The 18,396-nt window shown below is 61.9% G+C and carries 16 protein-coding genes; 9 read left to right on the top strand and 7 right to left on the bottom strand.

All coding sequences use genetic code 11. From position 1 onward, the window contains the following. Nucleotides 1-108: 108 nt before the first annotated feature. On the bottom strand, nt 109-900 hold the full coding sequence (locus Q2K57_RS14725) for a ZIP family metal transporter (protein WP_220086287.1): 792 nt from the start codon (nt 898-900) through the stop codon (nt 109-111). Nucleotides 901-1,193: 293 nt separating this feature from the next. Between Q2K57_RS14725 and Q2K57_RS14720 the strand changes: the two genes are divergently transcribed. Together Q2K57_RS14720 and Q2K57_RS14715 are read left to right on the top strand one after the other, a co-directional pair. Continuing rightward, a complete protein-coding gene (locus Q2K57_RS14720; RefSeq protein ID WP_304525543.1) occupies nt 1,194-2,153 on the top strand; it encodes a MurR/RpiR family transcriptional regulator in 960 nt (319 codons plus the stop codon). Nucleotides 2,154-2,227: 74 nt separating this feature from the next. Further along, nucleotides 2,228-3,610 carry a pyridoxal phosphate-dependent aminotransferase gene (locus Q2K57_RS14715; RefSeq protein ID WP_304525542.1) on the top strand — a complete coding sequence of 461 codons (1,383 nt, stop codon included), beginning with the start codon at nt 2,228-2,230 and terminating at the stop codon, nt 3,608-3,610. 6 nt (nt 3,611-3,616) lie between these two features. On the opposite strand, the gene hrpB is transcribed toward Q2K57_RS14715, so the two are convergent. Together hrpB and pyrC are read right to left on the bottom strand one after the other, a co-directional pair. Continuing rightward, nucleotides 3,617-6,055 carry an ATP-dependent helicase HrpB gene (gene hrpB, locus Q2K57_RS14710; RefSeq protein ID WP_304525541.1) on the bottom strand — a complete coding sequence of 813 codons (2,439 nt, stop codon included), beginning with the start codon at nt 6,053-6,055 and terminating at the stop codon, nt 3,617-3,619. 57 nt (nt 6,056-6,112) lie between these two features. Next, nucleotides 6,113-7,153, bottom strand: a complete 1,041-nt coding sequence (gene pyrC, locus Q2K57_RS14705) for a dihydroorotase (RefSeq protein ID WP_304525540.1) — start codon at nt 7,151-7,153, stop codon at nt 6,113-6,115. Between the two features lie 194 nt (nt 7,154-7,347). Between pyrC and Q2K57_RS14700 the strand changes: the two genes are divergently transcribed. Continuing rightward, nucleotides 7,348-7,809: a hypothetical protein gene (locus Q2K57_RS14700; RefSeq protein ID WP_181463103.1), complete on the top strand. Its 462-nt coding sequence runs from the start codon at nt 7,348-7,350 to the stop codon at nt 7,807-7,809. A 79-nt stretch (nt 7,810-7,888) separates the two neighbouring features. Continuing rightward, nucleotides 7,889-8,476, top strand: a complete 588-nt coding sequence (locus Q2K57_RS14695; RefSeq protein WP_112055845.1) for an outer membrane beta-barrel protein — start codon at nt 7,889-7,891, stop codon at nt 8,474-8,476. Between the two features lie 298 nt (nt 8,477-8,774). On the opposite strand, the gene Q2K57_RS14690 is transcribed toward Q2K57_RS14695, so the two are convergent. Together Q2K57_RS14690 and Q2K57_RS14685 are read right to left on the bottom strand one after the other, a co-directional pair. Further along, nucleotides 8,775-9,476: a pseudouridine synthase gene (locus Q2K57_RS14690; protein WP_304525539.1), complete on the bottom strand. Its 702-nt coding sequence runs from the start codon at nt 9,474-9,476 to the stop codon at nt 8,775-8,777. After that, nucleotides 9,476-10,279 carry an amidohydrolase gene (locus Q2K57_RS14685; RefSeq protein ID WP_304525538.1) on the bottom strand — a complete coding sequence of 268 codons (804 nt, stop codon included), beginning with the start codon at nt 10,277-10,279 and terminating at the stop codon, nt 9,476-9,478. The genes Q2K57_RS14690 and Q2K57_RS14685 overlap by 1 nt, the downstream gene beginning before the upstream one ends. Nucleotides 10,280-10,458: 179 nt before the next feature. Here Q2K57_RS14685 and rarD point away from each other — a divergent pair, with 179 nt between their 5' ends. Together rarD and Q2K57_RS14675 are read left to right on the top strand one after the other, a co-directional pair. Then, the gene (rarD, locus tag Q2K57_RS14680; RefSeq protein WP_304525537.1) at nt 10,459-11,388 is read left to right on the top strand and encodes an EamA family transporter RarD; all 930 of its coding nucleotides are present in this window, start codon (nt 10,459-10,461) and stop codon (nt 11,386-11,388) included. Between the two features lie 6 nt (nt 11,389-11,394). Next, a complete protein-coding gene (locus Q2K57_RS14675) occupies nt 11,395-13,107 on the top strand; it encodes a SulP family inorganic anion transporter (protein WP_304525536.1) in 1,713 nt (570 codons plus the stop codon). A gap of 28 nt (nt 13,108-13,135) precedes the next feature. On the opposite strand, the gene lhgO is transcribed toward Q2K57_RS14675, so the two are convergent. Together lhgO and glaH are read right to left on the bottom strand one after the other, a co-directional pair. Next, on the bottom strand, nt 13,136-14,338 hold the full coding sequence (lhgO, locus tag Q2K57_RS14670; protein ID WP_304525535.1) for an L-2-hydroxyglutarate oxidase: 1,203 nt from the start codon (nt 14,336-14,338) through the stop codon (nt 13,136-13,138). 65 nt (nt 14,339-14,403) lie between these two features. After that, a complete protein-coding gene (glaH, locus tag Q2K57_RS14665) occupies nt 14,404-15,384 on the bottom strand; it encodes a glutarate dioxygenase GlaH (RefSeq protein WP_304525534.1) in 981 nt (326 codons plus the stop codon). A 236-nt stretch (nt 15,385-15,620) separates the two neighbouring features. On the opposite strand from glaH, the gene csiR reads away from it, so the two are divergent. The 3 genes from csiR (at nt 15,621) to Q2K57_RS14650 (ending at nt 18,385) form a co-directional block, all read left to right on the top strand. Then, nucleotides 15,621-16,355 carry a DNA-binding transcriptional regulator CsiR gene (gene csiR / locus Q2K57_RS14660; protein WP_304525533.1) on the top strand — a complete coding sequence of 245 codons (735 nt, stop codon included), beginning with the start codon at nt 15,621-15,623 and terminating at the stop codon, nt 16,353-16,355. A gap of 333 nt (nt 16,356-16,688) precedes the next feature. Next, nucleotides 16,689-17,690 carry a TRAP transporter substrate-binding protein gene (locus tag Q2K57_RS14655; RefSeq protein WP_304525532.1) on the top strand — a complete coding sequence of 334 codons (1,002 nt, stop codon included), beginning with the start codon at nt 16,689-16,691 and terminating at the stop codon, nt 17,688-17,690. A gap of 143 nt (nt 17,691-17,833) precedes the next feature. Then, nucleotides 17,834-18,385: a TRAP transporter small permease gene (locus Q2K57_RS14650; RefSeq protein ID WP_112055836.1), complete on the top strand. Its 552-nt coding sequence runs from the start codon at nt 17,834-17,836 to the stop codon at nt 18,383-18,385. Nucleotides 18,386-18,396: the final 11 nt, after the last annotated feature.

Genomic DNA, 18,396 nt, shown 5'->3' with positions numbered 1-18,396 from the left:
ACGACCAAAGGGATCGCTTACATCTGACGTTCTACTGCTTGCTAACCAACTGTGTGCACCTTGAAGCTTTTGAGCGCCGAGGTCAACCATCGTGTACGCCTATCCGGCTCAACCTAGCCAGACGTCAAGGAAGAGCATCATCACCAAGCCGATCGAGAGGCCCGCGGTCGCCTTTTTCTGGTGACCGTTACGATGCGTTTCGGGAATGATTTCATGACTGATGACATAGAGCATGGCGCCCGCCGCAAAGGCAAGCCCCCAGGGCAACAGCAATGACGACAGCGTGGTGATGCCCGCCCCCAATAGACCGCCGAAGCATTCAACCAGGCCGGTGATAGCCGCAATGCCCCATGCCTGATGGCGCCGATAGCCCTCCCCCATCAGTGCCACGGCAACTGCCAAGCCTTCCGGCATGTTCTGTAGTCCGATACCGATGGCAAGCGGCATCCCGCCGCTTAGCCCATCCGATCCGAAACCGACGCCCACGGCCAGGCCTTCCGGAAAGTTATGGATCGTGATCGCCATGACGAATAGCCAGACCCGCCGCAGCGACACACTCGCAGGCCCTTCTGGCCCGCTCTCGAAGTGTTCATGCGGCAAGAGCTCATTGAGCAGTGCCACCGCTCCAATACCCAGAAGAATCGCCACAGACACGATGGCCGCCGGGATCATTCCTTCCCCATATCGCCCACCGGCAGCATCGAGGGCGGGAATGATCAAGGAGAAAAAAGACGCAGAGAGCATGACGCCAGCAGCAAACCCCAGCGACAGGTCACGCATGGCGGGCGATGGAATCCTGCCGAATAGAACGGGCAAAGCCCCGACGGCTGTCATCAGGCCGGCCACCAGGCTGCCAAGCGTGCCGAGCATCAAGGGAGATAAACTGCTGATATCTGGCATGAGGCGAACATGTCTCCTAGATCTTCATACAGCGAAAGGATTGGCATCGGCGATCCATCTTGACGGTGGACGCGACCCCGGCAGAGTTGAACACAAGATGTTATTCAACCGGAATTAACGCGTCCCGCTCTTGCAGCCAGAGTCTTCTCATCCGCCGACGCCGACCAAAGGCCCCGGGGATGTCTCATCGTACGGGGCAGGCCTCACAACCGATATTTCGCAAATATATTTGCGTTTATGCAAACAAAGATTACCATTACCGTCATACCCAAGTGCTGGCTAGAGGATACCCGATGCCCCCATTACCCCAAGCATCGCCCGAAGACTCGCCCTCTGAAGATGCACTTCCCCCTCACGACCTTGCGACACTGGCACGCCTGGTAGAGGCTGCGCGGCGGGGCGATAAGCACTGGCGAAACGCGCCGCTCCCCAAGCTTTCGGCCCGGGCGCTGACGCTGCTGGAAAGTTTCCTGGCCCAGCCTCAGCAGGTCGGTCTGAACAACATCTCGACGCTGGCTCAGGATCATGGCGTCAATGCCTCGACCCTGACTCGCCTGTGCAAGACCCTGCACTTCGAGGGCTTCAAGACCTTTCAGGCGCTTTTCCGCGAGGATCTTGCCGACAGCAGCTTCTATTCGAGCCGTGCCCAGCGCCTGATCGGTGATGCCAAACAGAGTACCTCCTCAAGCGCCATGGCACCGGAGCAGCTGCTCTGTCAGGCCGAGCACGACAATGTTGCCGCCTGCCTGGAGGCACTCGATAACGCCACCCTGGAAGCTGCCTGTTCTCAGCTGATTAGCGCCCGGCGAGTGCACGTCGTGGGATTACGCGCGAGCTTTGCCGCCGCTCACTACCTGGCCTACTACCTCGATTATCTTCGCGATGGCGTCCAACTGATTGCCTCCACCGCCGGTGTCGATGTCGAACGCGTGCTGGATCTCGACGAGCGGGACTGCGTCGTCGCTATCGCCTTTCGCCCAGAGAGCCGTAGCACCCTGGCCTATGCCCGGGCGGCGGCCGACCAGGGCACGCCGATTCTCGGCCTGACCAACCATCCTCGTGGTGAAGTCCCGGGGTTGAGCGACTACACGCTGGTCGCCCCAGCGAGCGGGCCCTTTTTCTTCAATCCGATGAGTTCACTGTTCCTGCTAGTCGAAATGCTGCTCTCCCGACTGGCCGCTCGCCTGGGACCGGACGCCATCAAGAGGATTCGTCGCCGAGAGGCGCTGATTGCACGCCTTGGCGTCGAATAACTCAGACCCGCGACCAACGTCACCCGCCCCCAACAGACACCACCCGACAAGAGCCCAAGCCTCAGGAGGCTGACATGCCCTCTTCTTCATCCGCCCACCATGACTCGGCATCCGCCAGAACGTCGACTTTGACTCAACGGCTCAATGCCGGCGAGGCTCCCCGCGCTTCAGACACCCTGCTGATCAACGAGCAGTCACGATTGCGCGAGGCCGGCGGTCAGCGGGTGATCAAGTTCGGTTTCGGGCAGTCGCCCTTCCCGGTCTTCACACCAGCCGTCGAGGCCCTGGCCGCCCATGCCGCCGACAAGGCCTACCTGCCAGTACAGGGCCTAGCCTCAGCCCGTGAAGCGGTGGCAGCCTTTCATCGCGAGGTAGATGGCGTCGACTGGCAGGCCGGAGAAATGCTGCTGGCCCCGGGCTCGAAGCTTCTGCTGTTCGCCCTGATGAAGGCGCTGCCTGCCGACGCCGAAGTGCTGATCCCAGACCCGGCCTGGGTCTCCTATGCGCCCCAGGCGCGGATGTGCCAGCTCGCCACCCGGCGCCTGACGTGCAGTTTCGAGAGCCGCTGGCAGGTCAACGCCGCCGCACTCGAAGCAGCCCTGGCCGATCGCGCCCCAACCGAAAAAGGAGTAATGAGGGGAGAAAAGACAGAGTCGGACAACCGAGTCCGCCTGCTGATCCTCAACCAGCCAGGCAACCCCACCGGCCTGTCGCTTGATCATGCCGAACAGGCCAAACTCGCTGACGTCGCCAGGCGGCATGATCTGCTGGTGCTATCCGACGAGATATACGGAGTGCTCGACCATGACGGCAGCCATCGCGCCTTCGCACGGGATTACCCGGAAGGCACAGTGACCACCACCGGTCTGTCGAAATGGTGTGGCGCGGGCGGTTGGCGCTTGGGCGCCATGCATGTGCCAGCCTCGCTTGGCGAGGCGCTATTCTCACGGCTGCTTGGCATCGCGTCCGAGACCTGGTCGAGCGTCGCAAGCCCAATACAGGAAGCTGCCTGCGTGGCCTACCAGCGCACACCGGCACTGGACGCCTACATCACGCGCCAGCGAGAGATCCTTGCAGAGATCGGCCAGTGGGCCGCCGCTGAACTTGATGACGCGGTCATTCGCACTCATGCGCCCGACGGTGGTTTCTATCTCTACCCGGATTTCGAAGCCCATCGCGAGGCCCTGGCCCAGCGCGGCATCACCACCGGCAGCGAGTTGACCGAAGCCCTGCTGGATGAGTGCGGCGTGGCCCTGCTGCCCGGCTCCGCCTTCGGCGCCCCCGCCGAACGGCTAACGGTCCGCCTGGCCTACGTCGATTTCGATGGTGCCGCCCTGCTGACCACTTCGGGCTCCGTGATCGCGCATCCAGGCCTCGAGAAGGTCCGCGACGGCATTCACGCCATCACGGCATTCGTAAAGACGCTCGCAAGCGGGTCAAACAGACTAGACACCTAATGACGGCTAGCGTTGCTTGGTGCGGGCGGTGGCTCGGGCATTCCATGGATCTTCAGGCCAGGGATGCTTCGGATAGCGCCCGCGCATGTCCTTGCGCACCTCAAAGTAGCCGTTGGCCCAGAAGCTCGCTAGATCTCGAGTGACCTGCAGGGGACGACCCGCGGGCGACAGCAGGTGTAAAAGCACCGGCACTCGCCCGCCGGCGATACGCGGCGTCTCCGCGAGGCCAAACAGCTCCTGCAGTTTGACCGCCAGCACCGGCTCGGCGCCGGTATAGTCGAGCCGGACCCTGGAGCCACTGGGCACCGCCAAATGGGTCGGCGCCTGGTCATCAAGGGTCTGGCGCTGAGGCCAATCGAGCCGATCCAGCAGGATTGACGCCAGTGGCAGGCGGTCGAGCTTGTCGAGCCGCCGCACGCCATCCAGATAGGGCGCCAACCAGACCTCAAGATCGGCAAGCAACGCCTTCTGCGACCAATCAGGCCAAGGGTCGCCCAGGGTCTGGCGGAGCAAGGCCACGCGCGCCATCAGCTGCTCGGCCGCCGCATCGACGGCCAGGTGACCACGTCGGCGAACTGCCGCCAACAACGCCTCGCGGACCGCCTCGGCGGGCAGGGCCTTCAAGGGCCGTCGCTCGAGTACCAGTTCACCCAGCGAGCGTACCTCCTCTCCGATCAGTCGTCCTTCTTCATCGCTCCACTCAAGACGCGGATGAAATTCGCGCGTCTGAGGAAAAAGCGCTTCAAGTCGTGACAAGGATAATGCCGCGCCGCGATAGATCTTCGCGCCCTGAGCCTGGCCGTCCAATTCCGCTGCCACCAGCGCCTCGGCATGGGCCAGCGGATGGTTCGCCTCGAGCAGCGCCAGGTTGCCGGCGGCCAGCTTGAAACGCCCTGGCGACTGATAGAGCGCCACCCGCTCGGGATAGGCCAGCGCCAGCAGTTCTCCCAACGGCGCTAGCGACGCCACCTTGAGGCCGCACTGGGCGATGCCGGACAGACGCTTGGCATCGCGAAACCACTGTGCCTCGGCGCCCTGGGCATCGCGACCGGGCAACTGCGAGAGCGTCACCGAAAGGTCGCGCGCGTCGCCGCCAGCGCGTGACTCGAGCAGCGCCGCCAGCCAGCAGGCCAGCGGCATGGCATAGAGTTCACTCGCCCGTTCGAGCATCACCGCCAGGCGCGGATGACAGGGCCAGCGAATGCAGCCACGCCCCAGCGAGGTCAGCCGGTGATCGTCATCGAGCACGTCAAGACGCTCAAGCAAGGCACGACCCGCGGCCAATGGGCCCACGGGCGGTGGCGTGACCCATTCGAGCGCCGCGGCATCCTGAATGCCCCAGCGCGCCAGCTCGAAGGCCAGCGGCGCCAGGTCGGCCTGTAATATCTCGGGATCACCGTGAGCCGGCAACGGCTGTTCATCGGCCCAGAGTCGATAACATACCCCCGGACCCTGGCGAGCGGCACGGCCGCGCCGCTGGTCGGCGCTGGCCCGGTTGAGTCGCTGGGTGGCCAGACGCGTCAGCCCCAGTCGCGCCTGAAAGACCGGAACCCGCTCGAAACCGCCATCGATCACCACTCGCACGCCATCGACGGTCACGCTGGACTCGGCGATGGCGGTGGCCAGCACCACCCGGCGCCGGCCCTGGTCATCCCGGCTAAGTGCACGCTGCTGCTCAGTGAGCGGCAAACGGCCGTGCAGCTCGAGCACCGCGACATCGTCCGGGAGGCTGGACAGCGCCCGGGCCAGGCGGCGAATCTCGCCGACACCGGGCAGGAACACCAGTAGATCGCCCTCATTCTCAGCCAGCGCCTCGCGCACGACCACCGCCTGCTGACGGGCAGCATCGTCACGCGCATTCACCGGTCGGTGATGAGTCGTCACCGGATAGGAACGGCCGGGACAGTCGATCAGCGGGGCAGCATCGCCCAGCACTTGCTTGAGCGCGTCCACGTCCAGGGTCGCCGACATCACCAGCAGTCGCAGGTCATCGCGCAGTCCCTGCTGTGCATCCAGGGTCAGCGCCAGCCCCAGATCCGCCTCCAGGCTGCGCTCGTGGAATTCATCGAAGATAATCCCGGACACGCCCTCGAGCAGTGGGTCGTCCTGCAAGAGGCGTGTTAGCACCCCCTGAGTGATGACCTCTAGCCGGGTGTTTGGTCCCACACGGCTCTCGCCGCGCATGCGATAGCCCACCGTCTCACCAAGCGACTCACCGAGCTGCTCGGCCATGTAGCGCGCGGCGAGCCTAGCCGCCACGCGACGCGGTTCGAGCAGCAACAGCTTGCCTTGACGGCACCAGGACTCGTCGAGCAAGGCAAGCGGCACCCGGGTGGTCTTGCCGGCGCCGGGCTCGGCGACCAGCAGGGCTCGGGAGTGTCCGGCCAGTGCTTCACGGATAGCCGGCAGGCGGGCCTCGATGGGCAGAGTGAGCGCGTCAGTCATGAGAAAGCCATCATACGTCGGTCGCCATAGAGCAGTCGTTCATGGGGCATGCGTGTTTCAGGCGTCAGCCAGTTTCCAGGACAGCGATTCGCCTGCCATCAGCGGTACGATCACGTCATCACCGACATAGGCAAGCTCGCCAGGCAGCTGCCAGTCCTCGCGATTCAGGGTTACCGTGCCCTGATTGCGCGCCAGCCCATAGAAGTCCGCGCCGAAGTGGCTGGCAAAGCCCTCGAGCTTATCCAATGCCCCTGCCTGCTCAAAAGCCGTCGCGTAGAGTTCAAGAGCGGCGGGCGCGGTGAAGGCGCCAGCACAGCCGCAGGCCGACTCCTTGGCCCCGCGGGCGTGGGGGGCACTATCCGTGCCCAGGAAGAACTTGGGCGAACCGGAGGTCGCCGCCTCGATCAGCGCTGCGCGATGGGTCTCGCGCTTCAGCACCGGCAGGCAGAAATAGTGCGGACGGATACCGCCGACCAGCATATGGTTGCGGTTGAACAGCAGGTGATGGGCGGTGATGGTAGCGGCGACGTTATCCGACGCCTGACGCACGAAGTTCACCGCATCCGCCGTGGTGATGTGCTCAAACACCACCTTGAGGGTCGGGTGACGCTCGAGCAGCGGCGCCATGACCCGCTCGATGAAGATCGCCTCGCGATCGAAGATGTCGATCTCCGGCGAGGTTACCTCGCCATGCACCAGCAGCGGCAAGCCCAGGCGCGCCATGGCGCCGATGGCCGCATCACAGTGGCGAATGTCGGTGACGCCAGAGGATGAGTTGGTGGTGGCCCCGGCGGGATACAGCTTGACTGCCTTGATCACACCGCTGGCCGCGGCCCGCTCGATTTCCTCGGCCGGGGTGTTGTCGGTGAGGTAGAGCACCATCAGCGGCTCGAAGTTCGCCCCGTCGGGCAGCGCCGCAAGGATGCGCTCCCGGTAGGCCAGGGCCTGCTCGGTGGTAGTGACCGGTGGGGTCAGGTTGGGCATGATGATCGCCCGAGCAAACTGGCGGGCACTGTAGGGCAAGACCGCCTCAAGCGGCTCGCCATCGCGCAGGTGAAGGTGCCAATCGTCGGGAGTGGTGATGGTCAGCTGATTCACGGCGGATCCTGTGTGGTAGATGGCGGGGGCATAGTATAACGTCTCGACCTCACTGCGTGGCCCCTGAGCGATCCGTCGAATCAGGGTGTTGGCGAGATAGACTGGTCTTCAGGAAAGCAAGGCTTGCGATAAGGGCTTGCGACAAGTCCCGTCGGGTTACGTATTATGGTGGCCTTTATTCAGGGAGAGACATCATGCCAAGGGTTCGCCAGTCAGCCGATATCATTGCCGCCCTGGAGGGCGCCATGTGGCTGGCCCTGGCCTGGTCGGTCAGTTTCTCGATATGGGATGGCTCGACGATGCCAACGGTGGCGGCTTTAACCCTGGTCGCGACCATTCTGGTGGTCAGTTGGGGCCACCGCCCGATGCGCATCACCCTGCGCCGTTTCCGGGTCCGCCGTCGGCGCACTGAAATGCAGATGCACCTTTTCGCCCTGCCCTTGCTGATGGCGCTGTTCTTTGCGGTGGTGGTCGAGGGACTTCTGACCACGCCGCTAAGCGGCAGTCAGAAGATGCTGATGGTCAATATCCTGGCGACGGCCGGCTGGGTTGTCTTCGTGTTGACGCAGGCCTTCAAGTCGCTGCTGTTCACCCTGCGCAGCAAATTCAGGGGGAAAACTGGCAACGGCGCCAAGCCCTTGAATGACAAAAAGTAGATAAACCTCGTGCCGAGCACTAAGCTTTAAGCCGATGAATGGCTGACTCCACCGGAGTCCAAGCAAAGGCGAACATCACATGACGCCCCCCGCATTGAGCCGCTGTCTGATCCATTTGACGCTGCTCTGTCTACTGGGCATTAGCTCCACGGCATTGGCTGCCAGATCTGACAACAGCTCGATCTACGCGGACACCGACGATGGCGGCATTGCTCTGGACAATGGCCTGACAATTGGCGGAAGCAAGGTGAATACCGCCAACGGCGATACCACCGGCTTTCGTGTTATGGCCGGCTATTTCTTTTCTCGCCTTCCGCACCTGGAATTTGGCGCAGAGCTTGCTTACCTCGAGAGCAACAATGTCTCGGTGTCACTCGATGGCTCTCCCACCCTTCTCGATACCATCAGCATGAACGGCAGCCTGCTGGCCGGTGTGAAGATGGGGCGTGTCGGCGTCTTTGCCAAATCGGGGCTCGCAGAATGGCGCGGCAGCATCGATTCCCCCGAGTCGTCAGGGTCCATGGGCGGTACTGCTCCTATCTACGGGATGGGAGCCAACATGCGGTTATACCGCTCCTTGGTAGGCCAACTGGAATACGAGGTCATCGACTCCAATGACCTCGACCACCTGACCATGGCCACCGCCTCGCTGATTTTCCGGTTTTGATCTAAGTTGACGGGCCAAACGATATCCACGCTCTCGGAGAGCGCCCCTTCTCCCTGGTTTTTATGTGCAGGTCTTGCTCCCAATATCCTCTGCTCACCCTCCTTGCATGGACCTCTCTATTAAGGACCTCTCTATTAAGGAACTCTCTATCAAGGAACTCTCCACCAGGGGCCTCTCTAGCACAGGCTCTCAATCACAACCTTTCCAGAACCACTCAACCACGACTACTCACTCAAGGCTTCTTACACCGACTTCATACCGAGTAAGATAACGGTATACTTGCTCGGTGTAGATTCCCTTAAAAAGCGGCGATTTCTTCCTCGCTGAGATGGCGCCACTCACCGGGAGCCAGCGCTGCATCCAGCTCGATCGGGCCGATCGAAGAACGGTTCAGTTCCGTCACATGATGACCAATGGCGGCGAACATGCGCTTGACCTGGTGATACTTGCCTTCGATCAGCACCAGCCTGGCCTGATGGGAGCCAAGCATCTCCAGCTCAGCCGGCTTGGTCGGCTGCTCCTCACCGTTAAGCAGCACGCCTTCCTGGAATGCCTCGATCGCGCGCTGGGCCTCCTCACCTTCCAGCGACTCGGCGAGGGTCACCTCATAGACCTTCTCGCAGCGCCGCTTAGGCGAAGTAATCCGATGCGACCATTGCCCATCGTCAGTCATCAGCACCAGGCCGGTGGTGTCGACGTCCAGGCGTCCCACCGTATTCATGCGCTCTGCCTTGGGCAGCTCGATGAGCTCATGTGCCAGTGGGTAAAGGCCGCGACGGGCACTGCACTCGACGCCGGCGGGCTTGTGCAGCATCACATAGCGCACCCCAACCAGCGCCAGTGTCTGGCCCAGCCAGCTTACCTTGTTGTGCGAACCGACCTGGGTAGCCGGGTTCTTGACGACAACACCATCGACCATGACTTCTTCCCGATGCATGGCCTTCTTGGCCAGGCTGCGGGTCAGGTCGGTGGTGTCGCTGAGAAACTTGTCCAAACGCATTAAAAAGAAACCTCAAAATCATCGGCATCCCGCCAGGCGGGAAACTTGTCGCGAAAATCCTCGAGCGGCTGTCGCTCGAGAGTCACGGTGTGGAGGAAGGCCTGATCACGGGGACGATCGACGATCGGCTCGCCCTTGAAGTCCAGCAGCATGGAGTCGCCAGCATAGGCAAGGCCCTTGGCATCTTCGCCAACACGATTGACGCCGATCACGAACGCGAGATTCTCGATCGCTCGGGCTGCCAGCAGGGTCCGCCACGGCTGGCGGCGCGGGGCCGGCCAGTTGGCGATGCACAACAGCACGTCGTACTCGAAATGCTCGCCTTGGTCCGGATGCTGACGCATCCACACCGGGAAGCGCAGGTCGTAACAGACTGACAGCAGCAGACGGAAGCCCTTGAGCTCGACGATCACTCGCTCATCACCGGCACCATAGCGTTCATGCTCCCCGGCCATCCGGAACAGGTGACGCTTGTCATAGTGGGTGATACTGCCGTCAGGCCGCGCCCATATCAGCCGATTGTAACAGCTGCCGTCATCTTCGATGGCAACGCTACCTGTCACCACACAGCCACGCGACCTTGCCTGCTGCCTGAGCCAGGCAACGGTTCTGCTCTGGGCCATGGGTTCGGCCATTTCCCTGGAGTTCATGGTGAAGCCGGTCGCGAACATCTCGGGTAGCACGATCAGATCCGTCTCGGCCGAGCCCAGCTCGCCGAGCAGTTCCTCGAGCATCTCACAATTGGCCTCGGGATCTTCCCAGCGCAGGTCGCACTGCACCAGAGTGGTTCTCAAGTCGCTCATGCCATGCCCTCCGTTGATCAAGCCTGTGTCTCCCTATCGTAACGGTCTCGGCCGCCTCGTGTCGTCGTGCGCCTGCCGATTACAGGGCCGGAATGGGCCGGTTCCATCAACATCGGCTGGGGCTGATGAAGGCGTTATGCTAGCTTAGGGCTTTTCCAAGGCGAGGCAGGGACGCAGCAATGGGACAAACGACGACTTCCTCACCCCGGGACCCAGAGGCTGCCAAGGGGGTCACGCTGGGCCTGGGCGCCTATGTGATGTGGGGCTGTTTCCCGCTGTTCTTTGCACTCCTCGATGGCGTGCCGGCTCTCGAGATTCTGCCCCATCGCGTGCTCTGGTCATGCCTGTTTCTGGTGATACTGGTCAGCGTGCTGGGGCGCTGGTCTCCCGTCATCGGCGCTCTAAAAGAGCCCCGACGCCTCGGTCGAGTGCTGGCTTGCGCAGTGTTGATCGCCATAAACTGGGGCATCTACATCTATGCCGTGGAAAGCCGTCAGGTACTGCAGGCAAGTCTCGGCTATTTTTTGACACCACTGGTCAATGTGGCGCTGGGCATGCTGGTGCTGCGCGAGCGAATGCACCGCCTGCAGGGTGTGGCGGTCATCCTCGCCGGCATTGCCATCGTTATTCAGCTGGTGGGCCTGGGCGAGCTGCCCTGGATCACCCTGGCGCTGGCCTTTTCCTTTGGCACCTATGGCCTGCTGCGCAAACAGGTGCCGCTGGATGGCCTGTCGGGGCTATTCGTCGAGACGCTGTTGCTATTCCCAGTGGCCCTGGCCGCCGTCGCCTGGCTAGGCGTCCAGGGCAGCGGACACTTCCTGGAAACCCCGACCAAGACGGCACTCTTGATCACCAGCGGGGTGATTACCGCCCTGCCTCTGCTGGCATTTGCCGGTGCAGCCCGGCGGCTACGCCTGGCTACCCTCGGCTTTCTGATGTACATCAACCCGAGCATCCAGTTTGGCATCGCCCTGCTGGTGTTCCATGAACCTCTGGCACCGCTGCAACTGGCGAGCTTTCTGCTGATCTGGGTGGGCCTTGCGCTATACTCATGGTCGGCCTGGTCGTCTCGCGCCCGCACTGCTCCCGCCGCTGCCAGCCAAAAGTAGAGCCCCATGCTGAAGCGCTACCTGCCCATCCTGACCTGGCTTCCTCATTACACGAGCCGCCTGTTTGCGGCCGATCTGGTGGCCGGCATCATCGTGAGCATCATGGTCATCCCGCAGTCGCTGGCCTATGCCATCATCGCCGGGCTGCCGCCGGTGGTCGGGCTCTATGCCAGCATACTGCCGCTACTGGCCTATACGCTGTTCGGGACCAGCCGCACCCTGGCGGTGGGTCCGGTCGCGATTCTTGCCCTGATGACCGGCGCTGCCCTGGCGCCCGTAGCGGTAGTCGGCAGCGCGGAATATCTGCAGGCGGCCATGGTGCTGGCCCTGCTTTCGGGTCTGATGCTGACGCTGATGGGGGCCCTCAAGCTTGGCTTCTTCGCCAATTTCCTCAGCCACCCGGTGATTTCCGGCTTTCTTACGGCATCGGGGTTATTGATCGCAACCAGCCAGGTCGCCAACCTCCTAGGCATCTCCGCGCCGGGCTTTACCGTCGCCGAGCTGTTACCGAACCTGATCACGAGCGTGACCGATACGCATGCCGCGACGCTTGCCATCGGATCCGGGAGCCTCGCTTTTCTGGTGCTGATGCGCCGCCGCGGCCGCCAGGGCCTGCGCGCGATCGGCCTGCCCGCCGGCGCCGCCGATCTGCTGGCCAAGGCTGGGCCGGTGTTTGCCGTGATATTGACCACGCTAGTGACCTGGCGCTTCGATCTCGCCAACCAGGGCGTCGCCGTGGTCGGCGACATTCCCCGCGGTTTACCGCCCCTGACGCTGCCGGTCCTCGATCTGTCCCTGTGGCACGAACTGCTGGTACCCGCCCTGCTGCTGAGCGTAGTCGGATTCGTCGAGTCGGTGTCCATGGGCCAGATGCTGGCCGCCAAGCGCCGCCAGCGTATTTCGCCCAATCAGGAGCTGATCGGGCTGGGCACGGCCAATATCGCCGCCGCCGTGTCAGCGGGCATGCCGGTCACCGGTGGGCTCTCTCGCACCGTGATCAACTTCGATGCCGGCGCTCAGACCCCTGCTGCCGGCACCATCGCGGCTATCGGCATTGCCCTGGTGACCGTGGCGTTGACGCCGCTGCTCTACCACCTGCCGGTGGCCACCCTGGCCGCCACCATCACGGTATCGATCCTGACTCTCGTCGACGTGAAGATGATCCGCCAGACCTGGCGCTATTCGCGTAGCGACTTCACCGCCATGGCAGCCACCATACTGTTGACCCTGGTCGAAGGCGTCGAAGCGGGCATCATCGCCGGGGTAGCGCTGTCGATCGGCCTTTTCCTGTATCGCACCAGCCGCCCCCACAGTGCCTTGGTCGGGCGCGTGCCGGGAACCGAACATTTCCGCAATATCACCCGTCATGACGTCGAGAGCGACAGCCATGTGGCCCTGCTGCGCATCGATGAGAGCCTCTACTTCGCCAATGCCCGCTATCTGGAAGACACCGTCTACGCCCTGATCGCCAACCGGCCTGAGGTCGAGCATGTCGTCCTGATTTGCTCGGCGGTCAACCTGATCGACGCCTCGGCCCTCGAGAGCCTCGATGCCATCAATGAGCGCCTCAAGGATTCCGAGGTCACCCTGCACCTCGCTGAGGTCAAAGGGCCGGTGATGGACAAGCTCAAGCAGAGCGACCTGCTGGAAAGCCTTAGCGGCCGAGTCTTCCTCAGTACCTATGCGGCCTGGTGCGAGCTACGTCAGCGCGCGGACTGAGCGCCAACGCCCCGCTCCACACCTCGGCTCAGCACACGTCAGCCAGGCGTTCCTTGACCCGATCGACGATGTATTCGCCGATCGGCAGCGCTGAGGTGGCCGCCGGCGAAGGCGCGTTGCAGACGTTGACCGTGCGCCGCGTGTCGACGAACAGGAAGTCGTCGATCAGCTTGCCCTCACGGGATACCGCCTGCGCCCGCACACCGGCCGGGTGAGGCTCGAGATCATCCGCCGTGAGGCTCGGGCAGTACTTGCGAACCTCTTCCAGATAGCCCTGCTTATAGAGGGAGTTCTTCATTTCGATCAGCCCCGGGCGCAGGTTGGCCTTTAGCACCTTGAGGATGCCGGGGTGAGTGAACATCCGTGCCATGTCAGTCAACGAGACATCGCTCTTGCGATACCCCTCGCGCTTGAGCGCCAGCACCGCGTTGGGCCCCACCGTGACGCTGCCATCGATCATTCGGGTCAGGTGCACCCCCAGAAACGGCATGGCCGGGTTGGGGATTGGGTAGATCAGGTGATTGACGATGTGGTTATGCTTCTCGGGCAGACGATAGTATTCGCCACGGAAGGGGCAGATGGTAAACCCTGGGGTCTCGCCCAACATGCGCACCACCCTGTCAGCCATCAACCCCGAGCAGGTCACCAGAAACTTGCCGGCGATATCTCCCTGGGAGGTTTGCACGACCACCTCCCGGGAACGCTCCTGAATGCCTCTCACCTCGGTGGAATAACGAATCTCGCCGCCCAACCGCTCGAACTCGGCAGCCATTGCCCGCGTCACTGCGCCATAGTCGACGATGCCGCTCGACGGCACAAAAATACCGCCAATACCGGTAATGTTGGGTTCCCGCTCATGCAGCGCATCGCCATCCAGCCACTCTCGCTCGAGACCATTGGCGGCGGTGCGCTCCCACAGCGCCTGCATGCGCTCCATTTCCAGCGCATTGGTGGCGACCAGCAGCTTGCCGCATTCGTCATAGCGGATGCCCTGGGCATCGCAAAAATCCTTGGTAGCGCGATTGCCTTCGAGACAGAAGCGCGCCTTCAGGCTGCCCGGCGTGTAATAGACACCGGCATGGATAACGCCACTGTTGTGGCCAGTCTGGTGTTGGGCCGCGCCGGCTTCCTTCTCGACCAGTAACAGACGGCAATCAGGATAGGCCTTGGCCAACTGCATGGCGGTGGACATGCCCAGAATGCCGCCGCCCAGAATGATGAAATCGTACACCGGCATTTCCTCGCTGTTGGGAATGTCGTGCTTTTGACGCCCGCCGAATAGTGTTCAGACAAAGTCTAGCGCTGACGCGACTGGCGCAACGTATTGGCATGGGTGAAGTACCCCCGCTGGCGCATCAGTTCACGACGCAGTTGAGGATGCGGCGTAAAACGGTCACGGCCATGCAGCCAATAATGGTTGTTGATTAACAGAAAGCTACCAACCGGCACGGGTACCGACAACCGATGCGCACTGTTCTCAAGCGAATCGGAGAGGTCGGCCAGCCAGTTGCCTTCCTCGAAGTCCTTGGGCTGCACGAACTGATCGATGTAGGACATGACCGGCAGACCGTCGCGGTCGACATCGAATACCGCATGGTAGATGTCCTTGTCGACTCGCTTGCTGGGTGGCGCCGTCCAGCGCATCTCACGACGCGCCAGCGGATGATGATAGAAATGCGCCAGGTGCTCCCAGTCGTCGAGATGCAGCAGCAGCGAATTCCCTCCCTCCATGTGCTGCTCGTCGAGCTTCATCATCAGCACATAATCCGTGTCCTGCTCGACGAAGGTACCGTCATTGTGCAGTTCCATGACCCGATGCGGCTGCCGCAGGTAGCTGTCCGACTCATCCACGTTCTTGACTACGAAGCGAGCGTAATACTGACCGCTCATGGCATCGAAGTTGGAACGCCCCATCAGATGCGCTACCGCAGTGGATACCTTGACCATGTCCTCGGCCTGCTCGACCTGGTTAAGGCCCTCCGGAGTGACCAAAAGGCCGCCCGTTCGGCGATCAGCCAATGTGTTGATCAGCAACGGCTGCAGGGTGTTGCTGCACAGATCATCGAGAATGCGCGCAATGCGAAAACGCAGAAAAGACTTGTATTCCAGTGCCTGCACCGGCCACTCGGCCACGGCACTGACAAAGGCATCGACCACCTCGCGAGACAGCGTCAGCTCAAGCAGGCGCGGCGACTGGTCAGAAGGCGTGAGGGTGAAGCCTTCTAGCGCCTGAGGGGCCGGCACGGCAGTCGCGTCGAACTGGGTCAAGACAGTCATCGGAACCTCCAGAGCAAATCATCATAATAAAAGCGGTCCACAAGCCACTCAGGGCATGCACGAGCCTTTTAACCTGAGCTTTTGATGCATGGACAAACCAAATAATAGCCACAATATACAAAAATGTCGACGTTTTTATATTTCGTCAAAAATAACAGCGCCCGGGACGATATGCTCGTTACCGTCGGATTGGGTATCATGTAGATATTGTCATCACCTCGCGATGGATAGCGCCAATGGATCACTCCCCACCCAAGGACAACGCCCCACGCCAGAGCAGCGCCCGGCAAGAAGGGCCTCGTCAGAACATGGGCATCAGCGCCTATGCCTGGCTCAAGCAGGACATTATTTGTGGGATCTACCAGCCGGGTGAGAAGCTCTTGATGAGCCGCCTGAAGGAGCGATATGCGCTTGGCATCAGCCCCCTGCGTGAAGCCCTGTCACAGCTGGTATCCGAGCACATGGTGGTGGCCATCAGCCAGCGCGGCTATCGCGTGGCCCCAATGTCGATCGAGGAACTTGAAGATATCTATGATGCCCGGGCCCAGCTCGAAGCCATGCTGGTGCAACTTTCAATCGAACGCGGCGACGACACCTGGGAGGCAGAGATACTGGCCAAGGCCCACACGCTGGCCAAGGTGGCCGAGGTACATGGTCCGGATGAAATGCTCGATGTCTGGGACAGGCGACACCAGGCATTCCACAGCGCCCTGGTCGCCGGCTGTGGCTCGCGCCAGCTGCTGATGGCCCGAGAAAGCCTATTCGACCAGGCCGCTCGCTATCGCCACCTATGGCTCTGCCAGACGGTATTTTCCGACCGAGCTCTGGCTGCCAAACGCCAGGAACATGCCGACCTCGTCGATGCGATACTCGCCCGCGATGCCAAGCGGGCCGGCGACCTGACTCGCGATCACATCATGACGCCAGTGCCGATCATTACCGACCTGATGAAGGCCCGCGGACTGGTCTGACTCCCTGCCTCCAGCTTACCGGGCCAGCGTCAGCGCCCAATGCACCTCTGCTCCCCCCGCCTCTCGCGATACACAAGCTGGCGTGGCGGGGCCTTCCCCCCTTTAGCAACATCCTCGCCCTCTCTCTCGCTCTCGCTCTCGCCGCATTCAGAAAAATAATTTATCTATATTTTATTGTTAAAACGCTGCCAAAGAGTCGAAACATCGTTGACGCGGGCAACTATCTCGACCTAGGCTTCCTCTCGTACATTGGTTTCGCCGTATCCATGCGATGCTTGGCCATGTACCGATGCCCCCGACAATAACCTCGCCAATAACAATGAGGATTTTTCGATGACCGCCAAGACCTTTGCCAGCGCAAGTCTCGCCAGCCTCGGTGTTGCCGCCGCTAGCCTGACGCTTGCCACCAGCGCCCAGGCCGCCACCGAATGGGACATGCCAACCCCTTACGGTGATCGCACTTTCCATACCGTGAACATTCGCGAATTTGCCGATGACGTACGCGAAGCCACCGACGGCGAGCTCGATATCACCGTGCACTCCAACGGCTCGCTGATCGATCATGCCGAGATCAAGAACTCGGTCCGTCGCGGCATCGTGCCGGCGGGCGAGCTGATCATGTCGCGTCTGGCCAACGAGAATCCGGTCTTCGAGGTCGACTCGGTGCCCTATCTGGCAGCCAACTACGAAGACGCCTGGACACTGTGGGAGGCCTCTCGCGAGATCATTGGCGAGGAGCTAGAGAAACAGGGGCTGCGCCTGCTGTTCGCCGTACCCTGGCCACCCCAGGGTATCTACACCCAGGATAAGATCGAGAAGATCGAGGATCTGCGCAACCTCAAGATGCGCGCCTACAACACGTCAAGCGAGCGCCTGGCGAGCCTGGCCAATGCCGTGCCGACCCAAATCGAGGTGCCGGACATCCCCACCGCCTTCAGCACCGGCCGCGTCGATGCCATGGTGACCTCGCCGGCCACCGGCGCCGACACCAAGGCCTGGGACTATCTGAGCCACTTCAACCACGCCCAGCTGTGGCTACCCAAGAACATGGTGATCGTCAGTGAACGTGCCTTCTCGCGCCTGGATGAGGCGACTCAGCAGACCGTGCTGGAGGCAGCGAAGACAGCCGAGCAGCGCGGCTGGGACATGAGCCGCCAGGAGACCCAGGATGCCCTGGCAACCCTCAAGGAGAACGGCATCACCGTCAGCGAGCCAAGCCCCGAACTGGCCAAGGCGCTACAAGACATCGGCAGCATGATGACCGAAGAGTGGGTCGATCGCGCCGGCCCGCAGGGCATGCAGATTCTCCAGAACTACCGCGACGCGAAGGAATAAATCCAGCACAACACGCGATTAGCTAGGGTCCCGGCCATGTCGCCGGGGCCTTGCCCTTCCCTCGCCGAGGTACTTCTTAACAGGTACTTCTAACAAGTACTTCTAGCAAGTGCTTCAAACAGGTACTTCAATAGGTACGTCTCATGCAATTCCGACTCCGCCCGCTGTATGACCTCGGTGCCTATGGCGCGGCCCTCTGCCTGTGTTTGATCTGTACGCTGATCACCGCCCAGATCCTTGGCCGGTTGGCTGACATGGCCGCAGAACAGTTGGGCCTGGACAGCCTGGGGCTGACTATCCCCGGCCTCTCCGAAATCTCCGGCTTCCTGCTGGTGGGCGCCAGTTTCCTGGGGCTGGCCTACACCTTCGTCAATGGCGGCCATATCCGCGTGACCCTGCTGATCGGCAACCTGCCGCCCAAAATCCGGGTGTTCATCGAGCTATGGTGCCTGAGCCTGGCACTCCTGCTGGCAAGCTATCTGGCCTTCTATGAATACCGCCTGCTGGCCGACAGCATCGCCTTCAATGAGACCTCCTACGGGCTTTTACGCATTCCGCTGTGGATTCCGCAGAGCGCCATGCTGATCGGCACGCTGCTGTTCTGCCTGGCGCTGCTCGAGGCCTGGGTCAATACCCTGGTCATAGCCCTGACTCGCCCGGCGACCTTCCAGGTCGACGATAGCGGCCAAGAATAAGCACGGAGTTC

The sequence above is a fragment of the Halomonas sp. I5-271120 genome, from assembly GCF_030553075.1.
Classification (GTDB): domain Bacteria; phylum Pseudomonadota; class Gammaproteobacteria; order Pseudomonadales; family Halomonadaceae; genus Onishia; species Onishia taeanensis_A.
The sequence above is the reverse complement of the archived record's forward strand: the minus strand, read 5'-3'. Positions and strand labels throughout refer to the sequence as shown.